General features: G+C 71.1%; 20 protein-coding genes. 8 read left to right on the top strand and 12 right to left on the bottom strand.

Annotated elements, in window-relative coordinates:
* Nucleotides 1-18: 18 nt before the first annotated feature.
* The 4 genes from E5N76_RS09095 to E5N76_RS09080 all read left to right on the top strand — a co-directional run bounded on the left by E5N76_RS09095 (nt 19) and on the right by E5N76_RS09080 (nt 5,069).
* The gene (locus E5N76_RS09095) at nt 19-729 is read left to right on the top strand and encodes an ATP12 family protein (RefSeq protein WP_149536976.1); all 711 of its coding nucleotides are present in this window, start codon (nt 19-21) and stop codon (nt 727-729) included.
* A complete protein-coding gene (locus E5N76_RS09090) occupies nt 726-992 on the top strand; it encodes an acylphosphatase (protein ID WP_149536975.1) in 267 nt (88 codons plus the stop codon). The genes E5N76_RS09095 and E5N76_RS09090 overlap by 4 nt, the downstream gene beginning before the upstream one ends.
* 459 nt (nt 993-1,451) lie before the next feature.
* Nucleotides 1,452-2,375 carry a right-handed parallel beta-helix repeat-containing protein gene (locus E5N76_RS09085; RefSeq protein ID WP_149536974.1) on the top strand — a complete coding sequence of 308 codons (924 nt, stop codon included), beginning with the start codon at nt 1,452-1,454 and terminating at the stop codon, nt 2,373-2,375.
* A 393-nt stretch (nt 2,376-2,768) separates the two neighbouring features.
* A complete protein-coding gene (locus tag E5N76_RS09080; protein WP_149536973.1) occupies nt 2,769-5,069 on the top strand; it encodes a DUF3141 domain-containing protein in 2,301 nt (766 codons plus the stop codon).
* A gap of 83 nt (nt 5,070-5,152) precedes the next feature.
* Here the strand turns inward: E5N76_RS09080 and E5N76_RS09075 are convergent, their stop codons facing one another.
* Nucleotides 5,153-5,953 (bottom strand): enoyl-CoA hydratase/isomerase family protein, encoded by an 801-nt coding sequence (locus tag E5N76_RS09075; RefSeq protein WP_149536972.1) that lies wholly within the window; start codon nt 5,951-5,953, stop codon nt 5,153-5,155.
* 413 nt (nt 5,954-6,366) lie between these two features.
* Here E5N76_RS09075 and E5N76_RS09070 point away from each other — a divergent pair, with 413 nt between their 5' ends.
* Nucleotides 6,367-8,067 (top strand): N-acyl-D-amino-acid deacylase family protein, encoded by a 1,701-nt coding sequence (locus E5N76_RS09070; RefSeq protein ID WP_149536971.1) that lies wholly within the window; start codon nt 6,367-6,369, stop codon nt 8,065-8,067.
* A 7-nt stretch (nt 8,068-8,074) separates the two neighbouring features.
* Nucleotides 8,075-9,304 carry an MFS transporter gene (locus E5N76_RS09065; protein ID WP_187830071.1) on the top strand — a complete coding sequence of 410 codons (1,230 nt, stop codon included), beginning with the start codon at nt 8,075-8,077 and terminating at the stop codon, nt 9,302-9,304.
* Nucleotides 9,305-9,457: 153 nt separating this feature from the next.
* Here the strand turns inward: E5N76_RS09065 and E5N76_RS09060 are convergent, their stop codons facing one another.
* The 4 genes from E5N76_RS09060 to E5N76_RS09045 are packed head-to-tail and all read right to left on the bottom strand — an operon-like array spanning nt 9,458 to nt 12,737.
* Nucleotides 9,458-10,054, bottom strand: coding sequence for a glutathione S-transferase family protein (locus E5N76_RS09060; RefSeq protein WP_149536969.1), 597 nt, complete (start codon nt 10,052-10,054; stop codon nt 9,458-9,460).
* A gap of 18 nt (nt 10,055-10,072) precedes the next feature.
* On the bottom strand, nt 10,073-10,906 hold the full coding sequence (locus E5N76_RS09055; RefSeq protein ID WP_149536968.1) for a class III extradiol dioxygenase family protein: 834 nt from the start codon (nt 10,904-10,906) through the stop codon (nt 10,073-10,075).
* 5 nt (nt 10,907-10,911) lie between these two features.
* Nucleotides 10,912-11,238 (bottom strand): protocatechuate 3,4-dioxygenase, encoded by a 327-nt coding sequence (locus tag E5N76_RS09050; protein ID WP_149536967.1) that lies wholly within the window; start codon nt 11,236-11,238, stop codon nt 10,912-10,914.
* Nucleotides 11,235-12,737, bottom strand: a complete 1,503-nt coding sequence (locus E5N76_RS09045) for a 4-hydroxyphenylacetate 3-hydroxylase family protein (RefSeq protein ID WP_149536966.1) — start codon at nt 12,735-12,737, stop codon at nt 11,235-11,237. The genes E5N76_RS09050 and E5N76_RS09045 overlap by 4 nt, the downstream gene beginning before the upstream one ends.
* A gap of 85 nt (nt 12,738-12,822) precedes the next feature.
* Between E5N76_RS09045 and E5N76_RS09040 the strand changes: the two genes are divergently transcribed.
* Nucleotides 12,823-13,212 carry a RidA family protein gene (locus E5N76_RS09040; protein WP_149536965.1) on the top strand — a complete coding sequence of 130 codons (390 nt, stop codon included), beginning with the start codon at nt 12,823-12,825 and terminating at the stop codon, nt 13,210-13,212.
* Nucleotides 13,213-13,427: 215 nt separating this feature from the next.
* On the opposite strand, the gene E5N76_RS09035 is transcribed toward E5N76_RS09040, so the two are convergent.
* The 3 genes from E5N76_RS09035 to E5N76_RS09025 are packed head-to-tail and all read right to left on the bottom strand — an operon-like array spanning nt 13,428 to nt 16,818.
* A complete protein-coding gene (locus E5N76_RS09035) occupies nt 13,428-14,192 on the bottom strand; it encodes an SDR family NAD(P)-dependent oxidoreductase (RefSeq protein WP_149536964.1) in 765 nt (254 codons plus the stop codon).
* Nucleotides 14,189-15,148, bottom strand: a complete 960-nt coding sequence (locus E5N76_RS09030) for a 3-hydroxyacyl-CoA dehydrogenase family protein (protein WP_149536963.1) — start codon at nt 15,146-15,148, stop codon at nt 14,189-14,191. The genes E5N76_RS09035 and E5N76_RS09030 overlap by 4 nt, the downstream gene beginning before the upstream one ends.
* 2 nt (nt 15,149-15,150) lie before the next feature.
* On the bottom strand, nt 15,151-16,818 hold the full coding sequence (locus tag E5N76_RS09025; protein ID WP_149536962.1) for a thiamine pyrophosphate-binding protein: 1,668 nt from the start codon (nt 16,816-16,818) through the stop codon (nt 15,151-15,153).
* A gap of 64 nt (nt 16,819-16,882) precedes the next feature.
* Between E5N76_RS09025 and E5N76_RS09020 the strand changes: the two genes are divergently transcribed.
* Nucleotides 16,883-17,341, top strand: a complete 459-nt coding sequence (locus tag E5N76_RS09020; protein WP_149536961.1) for a DUF4286 family protein — start codon at nt 16,883-16,885, stop codon at nt 17,339-17,341.
* A gap of 247 nt (nt 17,342-17,588) precedes the next feature.
* Here the strand turns inward: E5N76_RS09020 and E5N76_RS09015 are convergent, their stop codons facing one another.
* The 4 genes from E5N76_RS09015 to kdpB all read right to left on the bottom strand — a co-directional run bounded on the left by E5N76_RS09015 (nt 17,589) and on the right by kdpB (nt 26,365).
* The gene (locus E5N76_RS09015; protein ID WP_149536960.1) at nt 17,589-18,572 is read right to left on the bottom strand and encodes a Bug family tripartite tricarboxylate transporter substrate binding protein; all 984 of its coding nucleotides are present in this window, start codon (nt 18,570-18,572) and stop codon (nt 17,589-17,591) included.
* 69 nt (nt 18,573-18,641) lie between these two features.
* Entirely contained in the window at nt 18,642-23,075 is a 4,434-nt protein-coding gene (locus tag E5N76_RS09010; protein WP_149536959.1) for a calcium-binding protein, read from the bottom strand.
* Nucleotides 23,076-23,698: 623 nt separating this feature from the next.
* A complete protein-coding gene (kdpC, locus tag E5N76_RS09005; protein ID WP_149536958.1) occupies nt 23,699-24,286 on the bottom strand; it encodes a potassium-transporting ATPase subunit KdpC in 588 nt (195 codons plus the stop codon).
* A 3-nt stretch (nt 24,287-24,289) separates the two neighbouring features.
* Entirely contained in the window at nt 24,290-26,365 is a 2,076-nt protein-coding gene (gene kdpB / locus E5N76_RS09000) for a potassium-transporting ATPase subunit KdpB (RefSeq protein ID WP_149536957.1), read from the bottom strand.
* Nucleotide 26,366 lies beyond the last annotated feature (1 nt).

The raw sequence follows: 26,366 nt of genomic DNA, 5'->3' as shown, positions 1-26,366 counted from the left end.
ACAGGCGAGGAGGGCGCGATGAAACGCTTCTGGAGCGAAGCCGCGGCGGCGCCGCGGGAGGAAGGCTGGGGGGTGCTGCTGGATGGCCGCCCGGTGCGGCTGCCGGGCGGCGCGCCGCTCGCCGTCCCCGCCGCGCCCCTGGCCGCCGCCATCGCCGCGGAATGGCAGGCGGCGGGTGGCGAGAAGGGCGGCGAGATGCGGATGGAGGATGTGCCCCTCACCCGCCTGGCCGGCACGGCGCAGGAGCGGATCGCCGCCGAGCCCGCCGCCATGGTGGCGGGGCTGGCGAAATATGCCGAGACCGATCTGCTCTGCTACCGGGCGGAGGAGCCGAAGCTGGCCGCCGCCCAGGCGGCGCAGTGGCAGCCCTGGCTGGACTGGGCGGCGCGGCAGCTCGATGCGCCGCTGCTGGTGACGGCAGGGCTGATGCCGGTGCCGCAGCCGCCGGAAGCGCTGGCCGCGCTGCGCCGGGCGGTGGCAGCGCGCGCGCCGCTGGAACTCGCTGCGCTCGGGGTGCTGGTGCCGGCCTTCGGCTCCCTGGTGCTGGCGCTGGCGGTGGCGGAGGACGCGCTGGAGGCCGGGGCGGCGCATGCGCTGGCGACGCTGGATGAGCGCCACCAGGAGGAATTCTGGGGCCTCGACGCCGAGGCCGCGGCGCGGCGGGAGAGGGTGGCGGCGGAGGTGGCGGTGGCGGCGCGGCTGCTGGCCTTGCTGCGGCAAGGCGCATGAACGCCCGGCATCTCCGCGTCGAGGGGCGGGTCCAGGGGGTCGGCTATCGCGACTGGATGGTGCAGGAGGCGACGCGGCTCGGCCTGTCCGGCTGGGTGCGCAACCTGCCGGATGGCAGCGTGGAGGCGGTTGTGGCGGGGCCGGAGCCGGCGGTGCAGGCGCTGCTCACCGCCTGCCGGCGCGGGCCGACTCTGGCCCGGGTGGACCGCATCGAGGAGAGTTTCGTCGAGCCGCCGGACATGCCGGGCTTCCATCGCCGGTGAGGACGCCACCTGCCGCTGCCTGCCATCCGCCGCGAGCGGTCCAGAGGCCGGGCCACCCGGCCAGCCCGGATTTCCGGCGCCGGTGAGATACGCCCCTTCCTGCCGCGAGCCGTCCGCGGCGAGCGGTCCAGGGCCAACCCGCCCGGCCACCCGGCCAGCCCGGGTTTCCGGCGCCGGTGAGGTACGCCACCTCCTGGCACATGCCATCCGCCGCGAGCGGCCCAGGGGGCCGAGCCGCCGGGCCACCCGGCCAGCCCGGATTCCGGCGCCGGTGAGGTACGCCCCTTCCTGCCGCGAGCCGTCCGCGGCGAGCGGTCCAGGGCCAACCCGCCCGGCCACCCGGCCAGCCCGGGTTTCCGGCGCGGGTGAGATATGCCCCCTCCTGCCGCGAACAACCGTCCGTCACGAGCGGTACCCGCCAAGCCACCGGGCCATTCGGCATGCCTGGGGGCACCGGCGGTGAGGCGCCTCACCCTCGGTCTCGCCCTGCTGCTGGCCGCTCTGCCCGCCCGGGCGGAGACGCTGCGCGTCGGCCCCGGCCAGCGCTTCCCCACGCCAAGCGCCGCCGCCGCTGTGGCCCGGCCCGGCGACCAGGTGGTGATCGCCGCCGGCGAATACCGCGACTGCGCCGTCTGGCGCGCCGCCGATCTCGGCATTTCGGCCGAGGGCGGGGCGGTGGTCATCACCGGCCCGGCCTGCGCCGGCAAGGGCCTGTTCGTCGTCTCGGCGCCACGGGTGACGGTCACCGGCCTTACCTTCCGCGGCGCCGCGGTGCCGGACGGCAATGGCGCCGGCATCCGCGCCGAGGGCGGGACGCTCACGGTCCGCCGCAGCCGCTTCGAGGGCAACGAGAACGGCATCCTCACCGGCCCGGACGAGGCCGCCACGCTGCGCATCGAGGACAGCGTCTTCCTCGGCAATGGCGCGCTGCGGCCGGGGCGGGACTGCGCCCATGGGGTCTATGCCGGGCGTCTGGGCGCGCTGGTGATCCTGCGCAGCCGGTTCGAGGGGACGCGGATCTGCCACCATGTGAAATCCCGGGCGCTGCGGACCGAGCTCCTCGACAGCCAGATCCTGGACACGCCGGCGGGCGAGGCGAGCTATCTGGTGGACATTCCGAATGGCGGGGCGCTGCTGCTGCGGGGCAACCTGCTGCGCAAGGGGCCGCGCACCGGCAATGCGGCGACCGCCGTGGCGCTGGGCTTCGAGCGGGGGCGGAACCCGCCCGGGCCAATATTGGTGGAGAATAACCGCTTCGAGAACCTGCTGCCGCGGCCGACCCGCTTCGTGACCAGCCGGTTGGAGCAGCCGGCCGTGCTGCGCGGCAACCGGCTGAGCGGGCCGGTGGTGGCGCTGGAGGGGAAAGGGCAGGTCGGGCCGTAAGGGGGCTTCACGCCCCCGCCTCCGTCGGCAGTTGCGGGCAGCGCCGGCGCCCCTCTGCCCGGCCCTGGCGTAAGTCTGCCGGTTCGGCCGTCGGGTCCAAAATTCACGCCGGGTTCCGGGCGGCCCACGCCCGGGCGGGGATTGGCGGCACTGCCGTCACCGGGCAGCGCCCCTAGAGCGGTTTCACGCTGACCGTGCAGCGCGAAACCGCTCTAGCTTATGGCTTGTAGAGCAGATTCACGCCTCCGGGCGATGCCGCCCTCCGGCGATCTGCTCTAGTGGCGGTGGGAGCGAAGCCCAAAAAACAGCAGCAGCTTCCGCGCCCGGCCTGCGTTATGCTGCGTCGCAACATACGCCAGTACCAACATACGCCAGTACAAGGATGCGCCTGCCATGACCATGGTCCCTACCCCGCCAGGCCGCGAATTCTTCACGCGCGGCGCCGAGACCATGTCGCGCGTGCTCGGCCAGGCCCAGGCCCTGGCCGATGTCGCCAACCGCCAGGCCGGCGCCCTGCTGCCCCGGCTGCGCCCCGCCGCCCCGCCGCCGCCCCTGCCGCGGGACCCGATGACCCTGCTGAGCGACGCTGCCGCCTATGCGGTGGATGCGACCCAGCGCGGCCTGCTGTTCTGGGACACCATGCGCCAGGCCGGCAATGCCTTCGCCGAGCATGAGGCGGCCGGCTGCCCGCCCGTGCTGGTCTTCGACTGGCAGATGGAGCTGGATGGCCGCACCCTGCCCCGCCCCTGCAACTACGCCCTGGTCCGCATCACCCCGCCGGCCGACATGCCGCCGACCGATCCGGCGCTGCGCCCCTTCGTCATTATCGACCCGCGCGCCGGCCATGGCGCCGGCATCGGCGGCTTCAAATCGGACAGCCAGGTGGGGGTGGCGCTGCGCCGCGGCCATCCGGTCTATTTCGTCATCTTCTTCCGGGACCCCGAGCCGGGCCAGACCGTACTCGACATCACCACGGCCGAGACCGCCTTCCTCCGCCGGGTGCATGAGCTGCATCCGCGGGCGCCAAAGCCCGTCGTGATCGGCAATTGCCAGGGCGGCTGGGCGGTGATGATGCTGGCGGCCAGCCACCCGGACCTTTGCGGCGCGCTGGTGCTGAACGGCGCCCCCCTCTCCTACTGGGCGGGCGAGCGCGGGCGGAACCCGATGCGCTATCTCGGCGGCCTCGCCGGCGGCTCCTGGCCCGCCGCGCTGCTGGCCGATCTCGGCAACGGAAAGTTCGACGGCGCCAACCTGGTGCTGAATTTCGAGGCGCTGTCGCCCGCCAACACCTGGTTCAAGAAATACTATAACCTCTACCGCCACGCCGACGCTGAGGCCGAGCGCTTCCTGGAATTCGAGCGCTGGTGGGGCGGCTACTTCCTGATGAACCGGGACGAGATCCGCTGGATCGTCGAGAACCTGTTCATCGGCGACCGCTTCGCCCGCGGCGAGATTTCCGCCGGCGGCGGCGCCACCTTCAACATGCGGGCGGTGCGGTGTCCGGTCATCGTTTTCGCGTCCGCCGGCGACAACATCACGCCGCCCGGCCAGGCGCTGCGCTGGATCGCCGACGTCTACCGGGACGAGCAGGAGATCAAGGCGCTCGGCCAGACCATCGTCTATCTGATGCATGACGAGATCGGCCATCTCGGCATCTTCGTCTCCGGCGCGGTGGCGCTGAAGGAGCATACGGAAATCGCCGAGACGCTCGCCCTGATCGACAGCGTTGCCCCCGGCCTCTACGAAATGCTCATCACGCGGGAGCCGGGCGCCAATAGCTGGTCGGTCGAGCTGAAGGAGCGCTCCATGGCGGATATCCGGGTGCGCAGCGGGGAGGCGAAGAACGAGGCCTTCCCGGCCGTCGCCAAGATCTCCGCCCTGAACCAGTCGATCTACGACCTGGCCGTGGCGCCGGCGGTGCGGCAATTCGCCACCGAGGAGGGCGCCGAGCTGCGCCGCCAGCTCCACCCCATGCGCCTCCGCCGCAGCCTGGTGAGCGACAGGAACCCGCTGATGACCGCGGTGGCGCCGCTGGCGGAGCTGGCCCGCAGGCACCGCAAGCCGGCCGCCAGGACCAACCCCTTCCTGGCCTGGGAAGCGATGTGGGCCGGCGCGGTGGAGCAGGGCATCGACGCCTGGCGGGACTGGCGCGACGCCTGGACCGAGGTCGCCTTCCACGGCGCCTATGGCTTCCTGGCCGCGCTCGGCGTGGCAGGCGGCGAGACGCCGGAGGAAGCGCCCTCCGCCGCCGCGCTGGCGGATGCGCCGGAGGTGCGCCAGGCGCTGGCCCGCATCGAGGCCGGCGGCTATCCGGAGGCGGTGGTACGGATGATGATCCTGCTGGCCCAGGCGCGGGGCGGCGTGCGCCGCTCCCGCCTCGCCCGCTCCAACGCCCTGCTGCGGAATGAGGAACCCTTCGCCGACCTGACGGACAGCGCCCGCCAGGCGCTGATCCGGGAGCAGACCGTCATCGCCAGCATGGCGCCCGCCGAGGCGCTGGCGACCCTGCCGAAGCTGCTGCCCAACCCCGCCGACCGGCGCCGCGCCATGGCGGCGGTGGAAGGCGTGGCGGGGCCGGAGGAGGAGCTGGGCGAGGCGGCGCTGGCCATGCTCACCCAGCTTCGCACCACGCTGGGCCAGGCGCCGCAGGAGGTGGTGCCCTTCCACGCCACCGCCATCCCCCACGGCCTGTAAGGCCCTCTCCCTCCCCCGCTACGCGAGGAGGGCCGGGGCGGGGGTGCTTCCCCGCCCCGCTGGGCTTGGTCCGGACCGGCCGCCTACCTCCCCTTGAACACCGGCTTCCGCTTCTCGTTGAAGGCCCGGATACCCTCCATCCGGTCCTCGGTCGGGATGAGCTGGTAATAGGCCTCGATCTCGAAGAGCATGCCGCTGGCACGGTCCATCTGCAGGCCCTGGGTGATGGATTTCTTCGCCTGGCGCACCGAAAGCGGCGCGTTGGATGCGATGGTCTGGGCGGTTTCCAGCACCGCCGGCAGCACTTCCTCCGGCGGCAGCAGCTTGTTCACCATGCCCCATTCCAGCGCCTCCTTCGCACTGAAGGGGCGGCCGGTCAGGATCACCTCCTTGGCACGGCGCTCGCCGATCGTCCGCGGCAGGTTCTGGGTGCCGCCGGCGCCGGGCATGATGCCGAGCGTCACCTCCGTCAGCGCGAAGCGCGCCGCCTCGCTGGCATAGGCGAAGTCGCAGCAGAGGGCGAGTTCCAGCCCGCCGGCGAAGGCCGCGCCGTTGATGGCGCCGAGCAGCGGCAGCGGGCAGCCCAGCACGGTGCGCGCCATCCGCTCGAACAGATAGTGCTGCTTCGCGAATTGCGCATCCGTCATGCCGTCGCGTTCCTTGAGGTCCGCGCCGGCGCAGAAGGCGCGCCCCCCCGCCCCGGTCAGCACGACGCAGCGGAAGGCGCCGGGGTCGGCCTCCAGCGCCTGGAACACCGCGACCAGCTCCTGCCCCATTTCGGTCGTGAAGGCATTGGCGCGCTCCGGCCGGTTCAGCATCACCTGCAGGATGCCCGGCGAGGGCTCGGTGAGGAGCAAGGTGGAATAGGCGCGGTCCAGCAACATGACGATCCTCTCAGCTCGTTGGCCGGACGCTAGAGCATTTTCAGCCCCGGCGGAATCGCCGGGCGGTGCGGAAAATGCGGCCGAACAACGGGCTAGAGCGGTTTCACGCTGACTGTGCAGCGCGAAACCGCTCTAGCTTATGGATTGTAGAGCAGATTCACGCCTCCGGGCGATGCCGCCCTCCGGCGATCTGCTCTGGAGCGGGATCGGTTGAGCTGCGCTCACCCGCCCCGCTCTAGCTCATTGTTCGGTCGCGTGATTCATGGTTTCGGTCGATTCGACCTCAACCGATCACGCTCTAGGGCGGCTGCGCGCCGGCATGGCGCGGCGCCGCCCCGGCTGCCTGCGCGCGGGGTTGGAAGACGGGCCGGAAGCGCCTAGGCTGTCGACCGTCCAAGACAAAGGAACAAGCCATGCAGGCGGATCTGGTCATCCGGGGCGGCACCATCGTGGATGGCACGGGCGCACCCGGCTTTACGGCGGACCTCGCGGTGAAGGATGGCCGCATCGCGGAGATCGGCCCCCATCTGTCGCGCGGCGCGCAGGAGATCGACGCGACGGGCAGGCTGGTGACGCCGGGCTTCGTCGACATCCACACCCATTACGACGGGCAGGCGGTGTGGGACAGCCATCTGGCTCCTTCCGCCCTGCATGGCGTGACGACCGCGGTGATGGGCAATTGCGGCGTCGGCTTCGCCCCCGTGCATCCGGGGCAGGAGATGAAGCTGATCGAGCTGATGGAGGGCGTCGAGGACATCCCCGCCCCCGTGCTCAGCCAGGGCCTCGACTTCAAATGGGAGAGCTTCGCCGAGTACCTTGCGGTGCTGGAGGCGAAGCCGCGCGACATCGACATCTGTGCCCTCGTCCCGCATGCCGCGGTGCGCGTCTATGTGATGGGCGAGCGGGCGCTGGCGCTGGAGAGCGCCAACCAGGGCGACATCGCTGAGATGCGCCGCCTGGTGGCGGAGGCGGTGGAGGCCGGCGCCTTCGGCTTCTCCACCAGCCGCACCATCAGCCACAAGACGCTGAAGGGCGATTTCACCCCGACGCTCAGGGCGCAGGAGGAGGAGCTGGCCGGCATCGCGGACGGGCTGCGCCGCGTCGGCAAGGGCTTCCTCGAATTCGTCTCGGACTTCAACCAGCCGGATCCGGCGACCGAATTCGGCCTGATCCGCCGCGTGGTGGAGCGCAGCGGCCGCCCGGCGGTCTTCACCCTGACGGCGCGGCATGACCGCACCGAGCATTGGAAGGAGCTGCTCGCCCTGTCCAACCGCGCGGCGTCGGAAGGCGTGCCCATCCGCCCGGTCTTCCCGCCGCGGCCCATCGGCATCCTGATGGGCCTTTCCGGCAGCCAGAACCCGTTCAGCGGCACGCCGAGCTACAAGGCGATCGCCCATCTGCCGGTGGCGCAGCGCGCCGCCGCCATGCGCGACCCGGCGGTGCGCGCCCGCATCCTCTCCGAGGACCGCTTCGCCGGCAGCAATTTCCCGCTCATCGCCCGGCTGTCCTTTGAGCGCATGTTCCCCTTCGGCGATCCGCCCGACTACACCCCGCCGAAGGAAAGCAGCATCGCCGCCCAGGCCGCGCGCAGCGGCCGCACACCGGAAGAGATAGCCTACGACATGCTGCTGGAGGATGAGGGCCAGGGCTTCATCTTCTGCGCCCTGACGAATTACGCCTATTACGATCTCTCCCCGAGCGAGGAACTGCTGCGCCACCGGAACACCATCGTCGGGCTCTCCGATGGCGGGGCGCATGTCGGCTTCATCTCCGATGGCAGCTTCCCCAGCTTCGTGCTGGCCTATTGGGGCAAGCAGCGCGGCCTGGCGGTGGAGGAGCTGGTCCGCCGCCAGACCAGCGACACGGCGAGCGCCGCCGGCCTGCCGGATCGCGGCAGGCTGGCGCCCGGGCTGCGCGCCGACATCAACGTCATCGACTACGAGGCGCTGGCGCTGGAGATGCCGCGCATGATCCAGGACCTGCCCGCCGGCGGGCGGCGGCTGATGCAGCGGGCGCGCGGCTATGATGCGACCATCGTCGCCGGCGAGGTCACCTATCGGCACGGCGAGGCGACCGGTGCCTTGCCGGGAAGGCTGGTGCGCTGTACGCACTGAGCCAGGCATGGCGATCGACCGACATCTGAAACTGCTGCTGCTGGCGTTGAGCGCGATGTTCGCGCAGCAGACCTTCGCCTCCATCGGGCGGGGTCTGCCAGCGGTGGTGGCGCCGGTGGTGATCGCCGACCTGCATCTCGATGCCGCCTGGCTCGGCACTTATTTCAGCCTTTCGGCGCTGGCCGCGCTGACCTTCCAGCTCGGCTGCGGCAGCTTCCTGATCCGCCACGGCGCGCTGCGGCTGAGCCAGGTGGCGCTGGTCATGCTGGCCATCGGGCTGGCCGCCGGCGCCAGCGGGCATGTGCTGCTCTTCATCGTCTCGGCGGTGATCGGCGGCGGTGGGGCGGCGGTTTCCACGCCGGCCAGCTCCCACCTGCTCGGCCGCTACTGCCCGCCGCGCATCGCGCCGCTGATCTATTCCATCAAGCAGACGGCGGTGCCGGCCGGGCTGCTGCTGGGCGGGCTGCTGGGGCCGGCCCTGACGCTATGGACCGGCTGGCGCGGCACGCTGCTGATCGCCGCCGCGGCCTGCCTGGTGCTGGTGCTGCTGCTGCAGCCGCTGCGGCGGGAATTCGATTCCGACCGCGAGCCGACGCGCCGCTTCCGCATGAAGGATTTCGGCACGACGCTCGGCACGGTGACGGCGACGCGGGAGTTGCGCACGCTTTCCATGGCCTGCTTCGCCTTCAACGGGCTGCAGACCGTCTTCACCGCCTATTTCATCATCTTCCTGACGCAGCACGGCCAGGACCTGGCGGCGGCGGGGGCGCTGTTCTCGCTGACCATGCTGGTGGCGGTGCCCTGCCGCATCCTCTGGGGCTGGCTCGGCAGCGGCATCGTCGCGCCGCGGCTCATGATGTCGGTGCTGGCCTTCGGCATGGCGGCGAGCACGGCGCTGCTGGGGCTGAGCGGCGAGGGCTGGCCGCTCTGGGCGATCGGCGCCACCGGCATCGTGCTGAGCGCCACGGCGATGTCCTGGCACGGGGTGCTGCTGGCGGAGACGGCGCGGCTGGCGCCGGACAACATGCATGGTGCGGCGACGGGGGGCGTGCTGTCCTTCGGCCAGGTGGGCGCCTTCCTGATGCCGCTGGCCTATTCGCTCTGCCTCAGCGCGACGGGCAGCCATGGCGTGGGATTCATCGTCAGCGGGGTGCCGGCGCTGCTGGTGGCGGTGGCACTGCTGCGGGGCGGTGGGGATGAGGAACGGGCGAGAAGGGAGGTGGCGGCGGCGGCTTGAGGGGAGCTCTGCTCCCCTCAAACTCCCCTCGCCAAAGGCCGAAGGGCCTTTGGAAACCTTGAGTTTTGCGTCTCGACCGTCGGGTCCAGACTCGAGGGTTCAAAGGGCCTTTCGGCCCTTTGCGGGGAGAGTTTGAGAGGGGCAGAGCCCCTCTCAACCCACCGGCGCAGTCTTCGCCATCGCCGGCAATTCCACCACCTTCGCGTACCAGGCTTCCAGCTTCGGGTGCCCCGGCCGCCACGGCTCATGCGGGTAGCGGAAATCCAGGTAGCCCAGGGCGCAGGCCACGGTGATCTCGCCGATCGTCGTCAGCAGGCCGAGCTTCTCCGCCTCCGCCTCCAGCACGTCCAGCGCGCGCGCCACCTTCCCCTGCTGGATGGCGATGTATTCCTTCCGCCCGTCATCCTGCGGCAGCGCCACTTCGCGCCGGCGCGGCTGGCTGGCATCCAGGATGCCGTCGCCCAGCGCCTGCAATTGCAGCGCCTTCCATCGCGCCGGCCCGGCGGGCGGGAACAGCTTCGGCGCGTCGCCGATGCTGTCCAGGTATTCGCAGATCACCGGGCTGTCGTAGAGCGGCACGCCGTCATCGGTGAGCAGCGAGGGCACCTTGGAGAGCGGGTTGAGCGGCAGCAGCGCCGGGTCGGTGGTGCCGACCTTCCAGAGCTCGATCTTGCCGTCGATGCCACGGGCGATGGCGCAGGCGGTGCATTTCCGCACATAGGGGCTGGCGGGGGAGAAGGCGAGTTTCATGGTGGAGTTCCGTCCCTTTCACTCTGCATCGGTCAGCGAGATGAGACCGTAACCCGTCAACAGCCCCGCATGATAGTGGCGGTGTTGCCGGAGGACGCGCGGCGTCAGCGCCCCGCGCATGGCGAGCCAGAGGATCACCTCGATGGCTTCCGCCCCGCCGCGGCGCATGTATTCGGCATTGGGCAGGGCGGTCAGCGCCGCCGGGTCCTTCTCCAGCAGGTCGAGGAATTCATTGTCCCACTCCGGCGCCACCGCGCCGAAGCCGGGGCCGTGAAGCTGGTGCGACATGCCGCCGGTGCCGAGCACCAGCACGCGCCGCGCGCTGCCCTCGGCTGCGACGGCGCGGCGCAGCGCCTGGCCCAGCGCGAAGAGCCGCCGCGCCGGCGGCACGGGCTGCTGGATGACGTTCACCGCAATCGGCACTACCGGCACCGTCCAGGGCGGCGGCAGCAGCAGCGGCAGGCAGGAGAGCAGCCCGTGATCCACCGGCAGCTCCTGGCAGATGGTCGGGTCGAAGCCCTGCTCCACCAGGCTTTCCGCGATCTGCCAGGAGAAGGCGGCATCGCCTGGCAGCGGCGGCAGGTCGCGCGGCCCGCGCCCCTCATCCGCCACCGGATAGAGATCGGCCGCGCCCAGCGCCAGGGTCGGGTAGCGGTCGAAGCGGAAGGCGTTCAGGTGGTCGTTATAGATTGCGATGACGAGGTCCGGCTTCGCTGCCGCCAGCCAGCCCCGCACGGGGAGATAGCCGTCGAAGAAGGGCTTCCATTCCGGATCCTGCTGCTTGCCCGCATCCCAGGCCATGGCGATGGAGGGCGCGTGGGAACAGCCGATGCCGCCGATGATCTGCGCCATGGCGCTCAGCCCCCCTCACTGCCCCTCGGCCGCTTCGTGGCCATGAATTCCGCCACGCTCTGGCCGCGCATGGCGGCGCCCATCTCCACCAGATTGGTGCCGAAGACGCTGCCTGCCTTGGCCAGCGCATAGATGCTCGCGCCATACTCCAGCAGCGCGTTCCAGTCGCGCGCCGCCAGCAGCGTGCGTTCCTCCGCCGTCAGCCCGTGGCGATCCATGTAGCCTTTGGCGTCTTCAGCGTAGGCAGCCCGGTTGGCGGCGTCCGTGAAGCTGACGAGGAAGCGGTTCAGCCGGTAGCCGCGGCGGGAGCGTTCGCCGGTGAAGGGGGTCATGGCAGCGTCTCCCGAAACCAGTCATGGGCGGGGTCGGCGTCGCGCCGCTGCAATTCCGCCAGCAGGCCGGTGATGCGCTCGCGCAACTCCGCCTTGCGGGGATAGATATTGCAGAGCGTGCCGGCGAGGCGCACCGGATCGCCGGTATAGTAGCGCTCATACAGCCGCTGCCGGCCGGAAAAGGAGGAGATGCAGGCATCATAGGCCAGGCGGTTCAGCCTGATCCGCTCCCCCGCATCGCCGACCGCCGCCTGCATGTACTGCTCCACGATCGGCCCTGCGCCGCTGGCCAGCTCTGCCTGCGACGGCACGCCGATCAGCCCGCTGGCGCCGAGGATCTGCACGATGTCCTGCATGCGGTGGAACATGCGGGCGAAATCCAGCCGCGTGACCCAGAGCGGCATGGGGTCCGGCGCCACCGTGCCCCAGGGCGTCGTCACGGGGTTGGCTTCGGAGGCGGTGATGCAGGCGCGCATCGTCTCGGTGAACAGGATGATTTCGGCCAGCATGCCCTGCACATGGGCGTAGCCTTCGATGTTGATCGCCCGCGCGATGGAGAAGGCCAGGCCCAGCATGAACTCGCACTTCGCCAGCGACTTGATGGCGGCCTGGTGCCCGGTCTGCGGCCCGGCGAAGGTCTTCTGGTAGAGGCCGTTGGCGATTTCCGGGCTGCGATGGATGAAGACGCGCTCCCAGGGCACCAGCACATCCTCGAACACCACCATGGCGTCATTCTCGTCCAGCCGCAGCGCCAGCGGATGATCGAGCAGCGAGGGCGAGGTCACCGGCGAGACCGGCGGGCGGGAGACGAAGCGCATGCCCGGCGTCGCCGTCGGCAAGGCGAAGCCGAAGGCGTAGTCCAGCGCCTCTGGCGCATTGTTGATGTAGGTGGAGGGCATCACCACGATCTCATCGGCGAAGGCCGCGAGGGTGGAGAGCATGCGCGCGCCGCGGATGACGATGCCGGCATCCGTCTCCTTCACGATCTTCGCCGCCAGGTCCTTCTCCTGCCGCTCGACCGAGGTGGAGCGATCGACCTGCGGGTTGATGAGGACATGCGTCATCACCAGGTCGTTCTCGCGCACATGCTCGTAGAAACTGCGCATATTGCGGCCGAATTGCGCGCCATGGGCGGCGAAGACGCTCTCCGCCGCGCCGAAGGCGGCGACGAAGCAATTCATGAAGTCCGGGCTGCGGCCGAACATGCCCTGGGTGGCGTTCATCCAATGGCCGATGGCGACGCGGCGGCGCCTGAGGTCCTCCACCGATTTCGGCTCGATATGCGAAAGCCCGACGAGCTGGCCGCTGGCGGGGGAAGTGTATGTCATTTCCGCCTGCAGCGCCTGATGGTGCTGCATGTCCAGCAGTTCCGCCACCGTACGGGCGGCACCGGCGAAGCGGCGGTCGCGTGTCACATCGGCGATGCGCTCGCCTTCGATCCAGATTTCCCGGTCATCCCGCAGCCCTTCGAGGTATTGCTTCCCCGTGCGGATGCCCATGGCGCCTGCTCCGTTGCCGATCCGGCGAGCCTAGCGGAAGCCCGGCTAGCCCGCCACACTGCCCGAGCAGCAGAGGGGAGCCGTCATGGCCGATATCCAGCGTTTCGCCCCGCCCCAGGACGGGCGGGCGTTTCCGCCGCTTTCGATGGCGGTGCGGCATGGGAGGATGCTGTACGTTTCCGGCATCGGTCCGGTGGCGCCGGGCGGGGCGATTGCCGCCGGGAATTTCGAAGCCCAATTCGCCGAGGTGATGCGCGGGCTGGAGGCGGTGCTGGCGGAGGCCGGCACGGACCTCACCCGCGTGCTGAAGACCACCGTGCTGCTGACCCGGGCGGAGGATCTGCGGACCATGAACCGCCTTTACGCCGCTGCCTTCCCGGCCGCGCATCTGCCCGCCCGCACCACCTGCGTGGTGGCGGCGCTGCCGGTGCCGGAATTCCTGCTGGAGATCGAATGCGTCGCGGCCCTCGACTGACGCGGCAGCGAAGGCCCTGAACGGGGCCATCGACGGCGTCGAAGGCCATCCTTGCCTGGGGCCACGATGCCGCCAGCGAGTTAGGCCGGAGCCGCGCGAAGCGCGGTGCGCCTTCGGCGCAGCCTTGCCTCGCTGGCGGCACCCTGGCTGGCGCTTAACGCCGCCCGCCGGTGTCGGGCGCGCGACATGCGCGCCTGACCGACGGCGATGGTGGTTCAGCCCAGCGTCATCCCGCCATCCACCACCACCGTCTGCCCCGTCACCATCGCCGCTCCCGCCAGCAGGAACAGCATCACCTCGGCCAGATCATCCGGCGTGCAGCGCCGCTTCAGCAGCGCCTTGTCGATGGAGGAGCTGCGCTGCTCATTCGTCCATTCGATCATCCAGGAGGAATCCACCGCCCCCGGCGCCACCGCATTCGCCCGCGCCTCGGGCGAGAGCGTCCGCGCCAGGTTCTTCGTCAGGCTGATGACCCCCGCCTTGGTCGCGCCATAGGCCATCGAGGAGCCCGGGTTATCCAGGCCGGCGATGCTCGCCGTGCTCACCACCGCGCCATGCGCCGCCTTCAGCGCCGGCGCCGCCGCCTTCACGCAGCGGAAGACGCCCAGCAGGTTCACCTGCAGCACAGTCTCCCACAGCTCTTCCGTCAGCCGGTCCAGCTCCTTCGGCCCGATCGTCGTGCGCGTGCCCGGCGTGCCGGCATTGCAGGCGAGATAGTCCAGCCGGCCGAGATCCTTCACCGCCGTCAGCACCATGCGTTCGCAGTCGGTGGCATCGCCCACATTGCCCGGCGCGCCGATCACGTCCAGCCCGGCATTGCGCAGCTTCTCCACCTGCTCCGGCCCGCGCGTGTCGTCCACCAGATGGTTGATCGCCACCTTGGCGCCGTTCCGCGCCAATTGCGTCACCAGCGCCAGGCCGATGCCGGAGGCGCCGCCCGTCACCAGCGCCGTCTTGCCCTTCAGGTCGTAGGTGATCATAGCTTGCGCTCCATCCCCGCCATGGTGCCGATCTCCCGCATCGCCTGCTTCAGGGCGATCAGCTTCTTGTCGCGTGCCTCGAACAGCGCCGCCGGGTCGCCGGGCCAGTCATAGTAGCCGGCGCCCGCCAGCACGCCGGTGCGGCCTTCCGCCACCAGCCTATCCAGCACCGGGCTGTTCGGCGTCGGCTCGGGCGGGGCGTAGCTGTTGTTGCGCTTCACCGCCTGCATCAGCGCCAGGCCGGTGAAATCCGCCTTGGCGTAGAAGCCGAGGATCGGCAGCCGCAGCGCCAGCCCATGGATGATGGCGGCGTCGATCTCCTCGGCGCTCGCCACGCCCTCATCCAGCAGCGCCTGCACTTCCAGCCCGATCGCCGCCTGGATGCGGTTGGCGACATAGCCGGGCACGAATTTCTTCAGCCCGATGGGCTGCTTGCCCATGGCCCGCAGCATGTCGGAGACGCCCTCGACCACACCCGCCTCGCACTCCGGCCCCGGGATCACATCCACCAGATCCACCAGATAGGGCGGCGTGTACCAATGCGCGATCATCGCCTTGCGCTGCCGCGCGGCCGGGATCAGCGGGAACACGTCCAGATGGCTGGTGTTGCTGGCGAAGATCGCCTCCGCCGGCGCCAGCTTGTCGAGCTGCTCATACAGCGCGCGCTTCGCCTCCGGCACCTCGATGATCGCCTCAACGATCAGCTCCGCCCCATCCACCGCCTCGGCCAGGGACTCATGCCGCGTCACTGCCTGGGCGAGATGGCCCGAGGTCCAGTCGGCAGGCGCCTCGCCGCCCGCCACCAGGGTCGCCAGCGCCGTCTCCATCAGCCCCTGGGCGCGCGCCAGCGTTGCCGGATTGCTGTCGGTCAGCCGCACCCGGTGCCCGCCCAGCGCAAACACCAGCGCCAGCGCATGCCCCATGGTGCCCGCGCCGATGACCGCCACTCTTGCCATGCCTATGCTCCCTCCTCCGGCGTCCAGGGCTCCGGCGCCCGCGCCTCGATCTCGGTGACGACATCCACCACCACCGTCTCCTCGCTGGCCAGCGCCTCCTCCAGCGCCGCCGCGATCTCGCCCGGCCTTTCCACGCGGAGGCCCTTCAGCCCGAATTGCCGCGCCACCGCGGCGAAATCCGTGGGGCCGAAGCGCAGCACCTGCTCCGCCGCCTTCGGCCGGTTGCCCGCCTGCTTCAGGTAGTTCGGCCAGCCCTGGCCGAAGCCGGAATTGTTGTTCACCACCAGCACCACGGCAATGCCGCGCCGCTTCGCCGTCTCCAGCTCCGGCAGATGGTAGTAGAGCGCGCCATCGCCGGACCAGGCCATCACCTTGCGCTGCGGCGCCGCGCATTTGGCGCCGAGCGCCGCCGGAAAGGCCCAGCCCAGGGAGCCGGCGGCGCGCAGATAGGTCTGGGTCGGCGCCAGCTCCACCAAGGTGCCGGTCCAGATGCCGGAATAGCCGGTATCGGCGACGAGGATGCCATCCGAGGGCAGCGCCTTCGTCACCTCCGCGCAGAGCCGCGCCGGGTCGATGGCGGCGGCCTCGCTCGCCAGCCGCGGTGCCATGGCGCGGCGCCATTCCGCCATCACCCCCTGCGCCCAGCGGAGGAAATCGGGGCTGCGCGTCCAGCCCTCCAGCTCCGCCACCAGCGCGGCAAGGCTCGCACGCGGATCGCCCAGCAGCGTCACCTCGGCCTCGTAGCTGCGGTGGAATTCCAGCGGATCGGCGTCGAGTTGCACCACCCGCGTGCCCGGCTTCGGCACGCGCCAGGTATGCGTCACCTGGTCGCCGGTATCGCAGCCGATGAACAGCACCAGCTCCGCCGCATGCACCACCTGGTTGGCCGGCGGCGCCGAGTAATTCCCCACCACGCCCACCGCCAGCGGATGCGTCGTCGGGATGATGCCCCGTGCCCCCAGCGAGGTCGCGATCGGCGCCTGCAACGCCTCCGCCAGCGCCAGCAGCTCCGCCCCGCAGCCGGACAGCACGGCGCCATCCCCGGCGACGATCACCACCTTCTGCGCCGAGCGCAGCGCCGCGACCGCCGCTTTCACCTCCTCTGGCGCCGCCACCGGCCGATGCGACGGCGCCCGCCACAAGCCCAGCGCGGCTGGCGGTGCACCCGCCTCGCCACGCTCCACGAACTCGCCCATCAAGCCGTTGAGATCGAGATGCACCGGCCGTGGCGGCACCGCCACCGAAGCCGCCCAGGCCTGGCGGAATTGCCGCGGCAGATCCGCCGCCTCCTGCACCATGGCGGCGAATTTCGTGACGGGCGCGAAAAGCGGCGCATGCGCCACTTCCTGATAGGCGTTGCGATGCTGCTGCCCGAGCGGCTTGTGCCCCGTCAGCGCCAGCACCGGGCTGCGCGCCAGATACGCATCCTGCAGCCCGGCCGCGAGATTCGCCGCCCCCACCGATTGCGCCGCCACCACCCCCGGCCGGCCGGCGACGCGGCCATAGGCATCCGCCATATAGACCGCGGCCTTTTCGGTATGCGCCAGCACCGGCTGCACGCCCACCCGTTCCAGCTCCAGCAAGGTGCGGCGCAGCACGGCATCGACGAAAAACAGGTGGGTCTGGTCCGATTCCTTCAGGCTGCGCGCCAGCCATTCCGCGCCGTTCATTGCCAAGGACCCCTTGCCCGTCTCCCGTGGCGGGCGATACTGCGCCAGCAATGGAGGAAACCCAATGGCCGATCTGCTGATCCAGCAAGGGCATGGCGCCGGGACCCGCTACCAGGATACCGAAAATCCCGCCGATATCTGGCACTGGCTGGAAAACCCGCCGGCCGACGCCAAGGGCGGCATCCCCTACGCCTTCATCGCCTCGCTCGGCGATGTGAGCAAGGCGGCGCCCTTCCTCTATACGGTGGAGCTGGACATCGCCGAAGCGGATTTGCCGGAGATCTTCCGCTGGTATGAGGAGGAGCATCTGCCCATGCTCACCTCCTGCCCCGGCTGCATCGGCGGCACGCGCTATCGAAGGCTGGATGGCGGCGCACCCAACCTGCTGGCGGCCTATCGCTTCGAGCGGGCGGAGGTGAACCAGACGCCGGAATGGATCGCGGCGCGCAGCACGCCCTGGACGGAGAAGGTGCGGCCGCTGTTCCGCAGCTCCCGGCGCTATGTGCGACGGCTGCTGAGCTGAGGCAGGGTCCGCGCCCTCCCGCTAGAGCGGCTTCACGCTGACTGTGCAGCGCGAAACCGCTCTAGCTTACGGATTGTAGAGCAGATTCACGCCTCCGGGCGATGCCGCTCTCCGGCGATCTGCTCTAGCCTCACGGCGCGGCGCGGCGGCGACCGCCCGTGCGGCGCCGCCGCAAGGCCGCGCCCGCTCCCGCATGGCGGCCGGGCGCCGGCCGCCGCGTCCAGGAGCGGGCAGAGCCCCTCTCGGCCTACTCCCGCGCGAAATCCGGCGAGTTGATGACCTCCGTCCACTTCGTCATATCCGCGGCGATGCGCGCCTTCATCGCCTCCGGCCCCCGCGCCGCAGGCGCCGTCGCGGTGCTCGCCAGGTCGCGCAGCCGGCCCTGCAGCCCGGGATCCGCCTGCGCCGCCTCCACCGCCTCCGCCAGCTTTGCCAGGATCGGCGCCGGCGTGCCCGAGGGCGCGGCGAAGCCGTTCCAGATCACCAGGTCGAATCCCGGCAGCCCGCCCTCGGCGAAGGTCGGCACATCCGGCAACTGGGCGATGCGCTGCGGCGCGCTCACCGCCAGCGCCACCGCCGTGCCGCCGCGATGCCCCGGAATCATCGTCACCGTCTGGTCGATCACCGCATCCACCAGCCCCGCCGCCAGATCGTTCAGCGCCGGCCCGGCGCCGCGATAGGAGACCAGCGTGCCCTTCGCCTTCGCCAGGAACAGCAGGTAACCCGGCGCCAGATGGCTGGTGGTGCCGAGCCCGGCGGTGCCGAAAGTGACCTTCTCCCCCTCCGCCCGCAGCTTTTCCAGCAAGGCGGGCAGGGTGCGGATGCTGCCGCGCGGGCTGGCGGAGAGCACCATGGGCACGTCGGCGACGAGGGAGATGGGCGCCATGTCCCGTCGCGGGTCGAAGCCGCCCTGCGGGTTGAGGATGCTCCCCACCGCCATCACCCCCATGTTGCCGAAGGAGATGGTGTGGCCGTCCGGATCCGACCGCGCCGCGCGCTGCATGCCGATGAGGCCGCCGGCGCCGCTGACATTCTCCACCACCACCTGGCGACCGAGCGGGGGCGTCATCGCCTGGGCGTAGAAGCGTGCCAGCGCATCCAGCGTGCCCCCGGGGGCGGAGGGAACGATGATGGTGACGTTGCGCTGCGGGAAGCCCTGGGCCCGGGCCAGGCCCGGCAGGCTGAGGCCGGCGAGGGCCAGGGCGGCGCGTCGGCTGAAGGTGGCAGGCATGCACGTATCCTCTTTCGGCGCGGCGCTCGGTCCCGGCCCCGCAGCGGGCACCATGCCGCATCCGGCGGCCTAGATTAAGTCGTCGCTGGCGAATTGGCCGAGGTTCAGCACCAGCAGGGAATCGCCATTGCCGAATTCGATAAGCAGGTTGCCGCCGACCGCGCTGCTGCGGGCCTGCACCGCCGCGTGCAGGCTGGGATGGCCGCCGATATCGAAGCCGGGCAGGCTGATCCGGTCCTGCCCCTGGTGGAAGTCGAGGATGACGTCATGTCCGCCGCCGGGCGCGAAGACGAAGACATCGCGGCCGGTCTCGCCCAGCAGCCTGTCATCGCCCGCCGCGCCGGAGAGGGTGTCGTCGCCCGCCCCGCCCAGCAGCCAGTCCGCCCCGCCACTGCCGGTGATGGCGTTGTTCAGCGCATTGCCCGCGGCGAAGCCAAGGCTGCCCTGCAGGATCAACCCCTCCACGCTGGCCGGCAGGAAGTAGCCGGCGCCGTCGAAGGCGGCGATGACGGTATCGCTTCCCTCCCCCGCCAGCTCGATGACGCGGTCGGCCGGTGCATCCACGCGGTAGAGATCGTCCCCCATTCCCCCGCGCAGCTCATCCGCCTCGCCGAGGCCGCTTGCGCCGTCCAGCGTGTCGTTCCCGGCGCCGCCCACCAGCAGGTCGGCAGCGAAGTCAGGGCCGCCGGAGAGGGAATCATCGCCCTCCTCGCCATGCAGCATGTCGGACCCGGCGCCGCCGAGCAGCGTGTCACTGCCCACGCCGCCGGTCAGCAGGTCGGTGCCGGCGCCGCCATCCAGCCTGTCCTCGCCCTCGAGGCCGAAAAGGCTGTCGCTGCCGTCATCGCCGCTGATGGTGTCGTTGCCGGCGAAGGCGACGAGGAAATTGGCCTCCTCATTGCCGGTCAGGCTGTTGGCCAGCGCATTGCCCATGCCGAAGAGCCGCCCCGCGCCGATGGCCAGGATCAGATTCTCGATATTGGCGCCGAGATAGAAGCTGGTGCTGGCCACCAGCGTGTCGATGCCGCCATTGGCAGGCTCGGTGATGATGTCACCGGCGGTGTCGACGTAATAGGTGTCATTGCCGAGGGTGCCGTTGAGGCGCTGCCCGCCGGGCGAGTCATAGACCAGGATATGGTCGATGCCGGCCATCGCCTGGGTGTTGCGGTTGGCGAGGTTGCTGGCGGTATCGGCCAGGGTGATGTGGTCCGCCGTCGCCAGGGCGATGCCGTCCAGGGCCTGGTACTGGGCGTAGCTCAGCGTCAGCGCGTCATCCACCGCGTCGATCGCCGTCACGCCGTGGCTGGCCAGGGCGGCGATCTCCGTGCTGCTCAGGCCGGCGATGCTGGCGCCGGAATCCGCAAGGGTGAGGAGATCGTCGCCGGAGAGCGCGACGCTGCCGAGGGAGGCAAGCTGCTCCAGCGTCAGGCGGAGCCTGTTGTCCGTCGCATCGATCCGGTCCACCCCGGCGGCGGCGAGGCCCGCGACCTGCGCGGCGGTGAGCGCCGCGAAATGCGTGCCGAGATCGGCCAGGGTGACGCTGTCCCCGGCGCGGAGCCCGATGGGGCCGAGGCCGAGATACTGCCCGATACCAAGGGCGAGGCTGCCACCCATGGCCGCCAGCTTCTGCACCCCGTGATCCGCCAGCTCGCCGAGTTCCGCGGTGGTGAAGCCGAGCGTCGCCGCATCCGCCCGCACCACAAGCGTCGCGGCGCTGCCGACGAGGCCGAGCACCCGCTCGCCATCGAGGATCTGGTCCTGGCGCAGCACCAGCTCGGCATTGTCGGCAAGCTGGATGGCGGTGAGCTTGCCGGCGGCGTTCAGGCTGGCGAAGGCGGCGGCGATGTTGGCGACGCTGTCCAGCACCGCTATGCCGAGCACGGCGGCATCGCTTTCCGCCGCCGCGACGGCAGCGGCCGCGGCGCCGCTGACCGTGAGCCGCGCGCCATCCTGCAGCAAAGCGAGGGTCGCGCCACGGGCCTGGTACTGGGCGTAGGTGACGGGCAGCACGAAGCTGTCCAGCAGGTGAATCTCGGTGAGCTTCCCCGCCATCGCCAGGCTGTCCAGCGCCGCCGCGACATGCGCCGCGGTGTCGCTGAGGGTGAAGGCATCCACCGCTGCATCGGCCTGCACCGCGGCGGCCTGGGCGGCGGTGGCATCCGTGACCGTCAGCCCGGGGCTGCTGGCGAGCAGCGCCACCGCCGCCGCATTGCCGGCATAGGCGGCGTAGCCGAGGGTGACCGGCGCCGCATCCGTGACCGTGATGGCGGTGAGCCTGGTGGCGCCGGCCAGCGTGCCGAAGCCGGCGGCGAGGTTGGCGGCGGTATCGGCCAGGGTGAAGCCATCGACCCTGGCATCGGCCTGGGTGGCGGCGGCCTGGGCCAGGGTGACGCCGGCGACCTGGATGGCGATGCTGCCTTCCAGCCTCGCCAGGGCGGCGGCGGCGTCGGCAAGCTGGTCATAGCCGATGGTGAGGGTGCTGCCGCTGCTCAGCGCAATGGCGGTGATCTTGCCATAGCCCGCCAATTGTTCCAGCGCGGCGGCCAAATTGGCGGCGCTGTCCCGCACCGTGAAGCCGGTGACATGCGCTTCCGCCTGCGCCGCCTCCGCCGCCGCGGCGGCAAGGCCGGCGACGGTGAGGGTGTAGTCGCCCGGCAGCTTGCCGAAGAGCGTGCCCGGGCTGGCATATTGCGCCGCGGTCAGGGTCAGCGGGCCGCCGCCCAGCACCGCCAGGGCGGTGAGCTTGGCGGCGGATTTCAGCGCCTCGAACGCCGCGGCGATATTGGCCGCGCTGTCCAGCACGGCGAAGCCGGTGATTCGGGCATCCCCCGCCAGGGTGGCGAGCTGGGCCGTGGTGGCGGCGCCGACCTGCAGCGTGGTGCCGGCCGGCAGCAAGGCGAGGGCGGCACCATCCGCCAGGTATTGCGCCTGGGTCAGCGCCAGGCTGCTGCCATCCTCCAGCAGGATGCCGGTGAGCTTGCCGGCCCCGGCCAGCGCATCCAGCGCGGCGGCGATGGCGGTGGTGCTGTCGCTGACGGTGAAGCTGGTGATGGCGGCATCCGCCTGCAGCGCGGCCACCGCCGCGGCCGGCACCGCCGCCACGGTGATGGCGGGCGCCCCGCCCAGCAGCGCCAGCGCGGTGCCGGCGGCGAGGTACTGGCTGTAGCTCAGGGCGATCGGGACGCTGTCGGTCAGCCAGATACCCGTCAGCTTCTCCAGCCCGTTCAGCCCGGCAAGGGCGGCGACCACATTCGCCGTGCTGTCGCGCAAGGTGAAGCTGGCGGCGAGGTCGCTGGCCTCCACCGTCGCGGCCGCGGCGGCGGCGACGCCGGTGACGGCGATATCCGCCCCGGCGAGCTTGCCGAGCACCCAGGCCGCGCCGGCCCAGGCGGCGTAGTCCAGCGTCAGCAGGCTGCCATCGCTGAGGGTAACTTCGGTGAGCCCGGCGAGGCCGTTGAGCGCCGCGAGCGCCGCCGTGACATGGGCAATGCTGTCCTGCACCGCATAGGCGATGACGTGGTCATTCGCCTCCAGCGCCGCGGCGCCGGAAGCGGTGGCGCCGCTGATGCGCAGCGTGTATTCGCTGGGCAGCTTCGCCAGCGCCGCGCCATCCGCGGCGAGCTGGGCGGCGGTGATGGCGAGGGGCGCGGCATCGGTCAGGGCGATGGCGGCGAGCTTGCCGGAGGACGCGGCCGCAGCCAGGCTGTCCAGCGCCGCCGCCACCTGCGCCGCGCTGCCGCTGACAGCGAATTCCACCACATGGGCATTGCCCTGCAGCGCGGCCGCGGCGGCGGGAGGCACGGCGGCAAGGCTCAGCGTGTAGCTGGCGGGCAGCCGGGCCAGGGTGGCGGCGCCGGCGGCGAAATCCGCATAGGGCATCGCCAGGGCGGCGCTGTCCGTCAGCGCGATGGCGGCCAGCTTGCCGGCGCTGCCCAGGCTGGCGAAGACAGCGGCGACGGCGCTGGCGGAATCCGCCAGGCGGATGCTGTCCACCGCGCCATCCGCCTGCAGGGCGGCGACGGCGCTGGCCGGGGCGGCGGTGACTTCCAGCCGGTAGCCGCTGGCGACGCCGTCGAACACCGTGCTGCCGGCCTGGCGGTTGGCATGGTCGATGCTGAGCGGCACGTCGCCGAGGGCGGCGACCTGGCCGGCATCCCAGGCGAGATCGCCGACCGTCACCACCACCGCATCGATGCCAGCGGCAACCAGCGCCGCGATCTGGCCGGGCGACAGCGCGGCGAGGGTGACGGCGGTATCCGCCAGCACCACCCGGTCCGCGGCGGTGAGCGCCATGCCGCCCAGCGCCTGGAGCTGGGCGACGCTGAGATTGAGCGTCTCCGTGCCGGAATCGAGGGCGGCGACGCCGGCGCCGGCCAGCCCTGCCAAGGCCGCGGGCGACAGCCCTTCCAACACGCTTTGCGCATCGGCCAGGATGACCGTGTCGCCCGGCGGCAGCCCCGTGGACCCCAGATACTCGGCATAGGTCCAGCGGAGAATCGGCATTGGGTCCTGTCGGCCAGAAGGGGGCGGGCGTGCCGGAGCACGGCCCGCGGGCCACTATCGCCGAGGGGGATTAAGCCGGGGTTGACGGGCCCACCGCTCCCCGGGGCGGGATCGCGCTGGGGAAGCGCAGGATCACGCCTTGGGCTCGGGCTCGATCGCGTGACCCATGCGCGCGGTTCCGGCCGCGCGGGACCGCGCCCCTGGAGCGCGATCGCCTGAGGTGGAAGCGCCGAAAAGCGTGAATCACGCGATCAAGCAAATAGCCGGAGCGGGATGCGAGCGGAGCTCAACCTACTCCGCTGGAGCATTTTCAAGTCCGGCGGAATCGCCGGACGATCAGGAAAATGCGACAGGACAAAAGGCTAGAGTGGGTTCACCGAGCACAGGCGAGGCGAAGCCGCTCCAGTGTCCTTGCCCGCGAAGTTCGCCGGATCTCCAGCGAAGGCAGCGGACAAGCAGGCCACTGAAACAGAAGCTGGTGGCCCGAGAACGAAATCCGCAGGACTGCGGAAGCGGGACACTAGAGCGGTTTCACGCTGACTGTGCAGCGCGAAACCGCTCTAGCTCATGGATGGTAGAGCAGATTCACGCCTCCGGGCGATGCCGCCCTCCGGCGATCTGCTCTAGCGCAGCGCGTCGAGCGCCAGGTTGAGGCGGAGCACGTTCACCCGCGGCTCGCCCAGCAGGCCGAATTCGCGGCCTTCCGTCTGCACTGCCACCAGCGCCGCCACCCGCGCCGCCGGCAGGCCGCGCGCCGCCGCCACCCGCGCCACCTGCCTCGCGGCATTCTCCGGACTGATATGCGGGTCCAGCCCGGAGCCGGAGGCGGTGACGGCATCCGCCGGCACGGCGCCGCCGCCCAGCGCCGCCTGGCGCTCCTTCACCGCCTCCAGCAGCGCCTGGGAAGTGGGCGCGGCCTGGGAGGCGGCGCTGGCGGCCGCGTTGTAGGGCGAAGCGGTGGTGCTGCCGGGATTCTCCGGATCCGGCGCCGTGGTGGCGGAGGGGCGCGGGTGGAAATAGCGCGCCGAGGCGAAGCCCTGCCCGATCAGGGCCGAGCCCACCACCTTCCCGTCACGCTCGATCAGGCTGCCGCCGGCGGCCGCGGGGAAGAGCGTGCCGGCAAGGCCGGTGAAGCCCAGCGGCACGGCGAGGCCGAGCAGCAGGGTGAGGAGGCCGACCACGGCAAGGGCCGGCCGCAGGATGGCGATCATGGTTCAGGCGATCCCGAGGAGCTGGAGGAGAAGGTCGATCAGCTTGATGCCGAGGAAGGGCGCGAGGATGCCGCCCACCCCGTAGAGCAGCAGGTTGCGCCGCAGCAGCGCGGCGGCGCCGATGGCCGAATAGCGCACGCCGCGCAGCGCCAGCGGCACCAAAGCGACGATGATGAGGGCGTTGAAGATCACCGCCGAGAGGATGGCGCTTTCCGGCGAAGCGAGATGCATGACGTTCAGCGCCTGGAGTTCCGGATAGCTCGCCACGAAGATCGCCGGCAGGATGGCGAAATACTTGGCCACGTCATTGGCGATGGAGAAGGTGGTCAGTGCGCCGCGGGTGATGAGGAGCTGCTTGCCGATCTCCACCACCTCGATGAGCTTGGTCGGATCGCTGTCGAGATCGACCATGTTGCCCGCCTCGCGCGCCGCCTGGGTGCCGGTCTGCATGGCGAGGCCGACATCCGCCTGCGCCAGGGCCGGCGCGTCGTTGGTGCCGTCGCCGGCCATGGCGACCAGGCGGCCTTCGGCCTGGGCGCGGCGGATATAGGCAAGCTTGTCCTCCGGCGTCGCCTCGGCGATGAAATCGTCCACCCCGGCCTCGGCGGCGATGGCGGCGGCGGTCAGGCGGTTGTCGCCGGTCACCATCACGGTGCGGATGCCCATGCGGCGCAGCGCGTCGAAGCGGGCGCGCATGCCGGTCTTGACGATGTCCTTCAGCTCGATGGCGCCGAGCAGCCGGCTATTCTTCGCCACAGCCAGGGGCGTGCCGCCGCTGCGGGCGATGCGGTCCACCGCGCTGCGGAAGGCGACGGGGGCCTCGCCGGGAGCCCCCTGCAGCAACGTATCCACCGCGCCCTTGCGGTAGCTGCCTTGCGGCAGGTCCAGGCCGGAAACCCGCGTCTGGGCGGTGAAGGGCACCACCTTCGCGCCTGCCGGCAGCGCCATCGGCTCGACGCCGTAGCGTTCCCGGGCGAAGGCCAGGATGGAGCGGCCCTCCGGCGTTTCGTCGGCCAGCGAGGCGAGCACCGCGGCTTCCGCCAATTCTCGCTCGCCGACGCCCGGCGCCGGCAGGAAGGCGGCGGCCTGGCGGTTGCCGAAGGTGATGGTGCCGGTCTTGTCCAGCAGCAGCACATCGACGTCGCCCGCCGCCTCCACCGCCCGACCGCTGGTCGCCAGCACGTTGAAGCGCACCAGCCGGTCCATGCCGGCGATGCCGATGGCCGAGAGCAGCCCGCCGATCGTCGTCGGGATCAGCGTCACCAGCAGCGCCGCCAGCACCGGCACCGAAGGCGCCTCGCCGTTCCAGCTTGCGAAGCCGACCAGCGTGGCCACGGCGATCAGGAAGATGATCGTCATGCCGGCCAGCAGGATGTCCAAGGCGATCTCGTTCGGCGTCTTCTGCCGGCTGGCGCCCTCCACCAGCGCGATCATGCGGTCGAGGAAGGTGGAGCCCGCCGCCGCGGTGATGCGCACCACGATCCAGTCGGAAACCACCAGCGTGCCGCCGGTGACGGCGCTGCGGTCGCCGCCGCTTTCGCGGATCACCGGCGCGCTTTCGCCGGTCACGGCCGCCTCGTTCACGCTGGCGATGCCCTCCACCACCTCGCCATCGGAGGGGATGAGGTCGCCGGCCTCGACCAGCACCAGGTCGCCCGGGCGCAACTCGGTGGCGTTGCGCGGCTGCCACAGGGTGCGGTCATCGCCGCGCAGCAGCAGCTTCGCCATCGCCTCGCTGCGGGCGCGGCGCAGGCTGTCCGCCTGGGCGCGGCCCCTGCCCTCCGCCACGGCTTCCGCGAAGGTGGCGAAGAGCACGGTCAGCCAGAGCCAGGCGGCGATGCCGGCCTGGAAGCCCCAGGGCTCGCCGAGCCAAAGGGCACGGGCGGCGAGGATGGTGACCAGCATGGCCACCACCTCGGTCACGAAGATGACCGGGTTGCGCACCAGGTGGCGCGGGTCGAGCTTGCCCCAGGCGGCCAGGGCGGCATGACGGAGGATGGCCGGATCGCCCAGCGCGGCGCCGGCGCGCCGGTCGCGGCGCGTGGTGCCCTGATGGGGCGTCTGCGTGATGTCCAGCATC

This window comes from Siccirubricoccus phaeus, assembly GCF_008360935.1.
Classification (GTDB): domain Bacteria; phylum Pseudomonadota; class Alphaproteobacteria; order Acetobacterales; family Acetobacteraceae; genus Siccirubricoccus; species Siccirubricoccus phaeus.
This window is presented reverse-complemented; position numbering and strand designations above follow the sequence as displayed.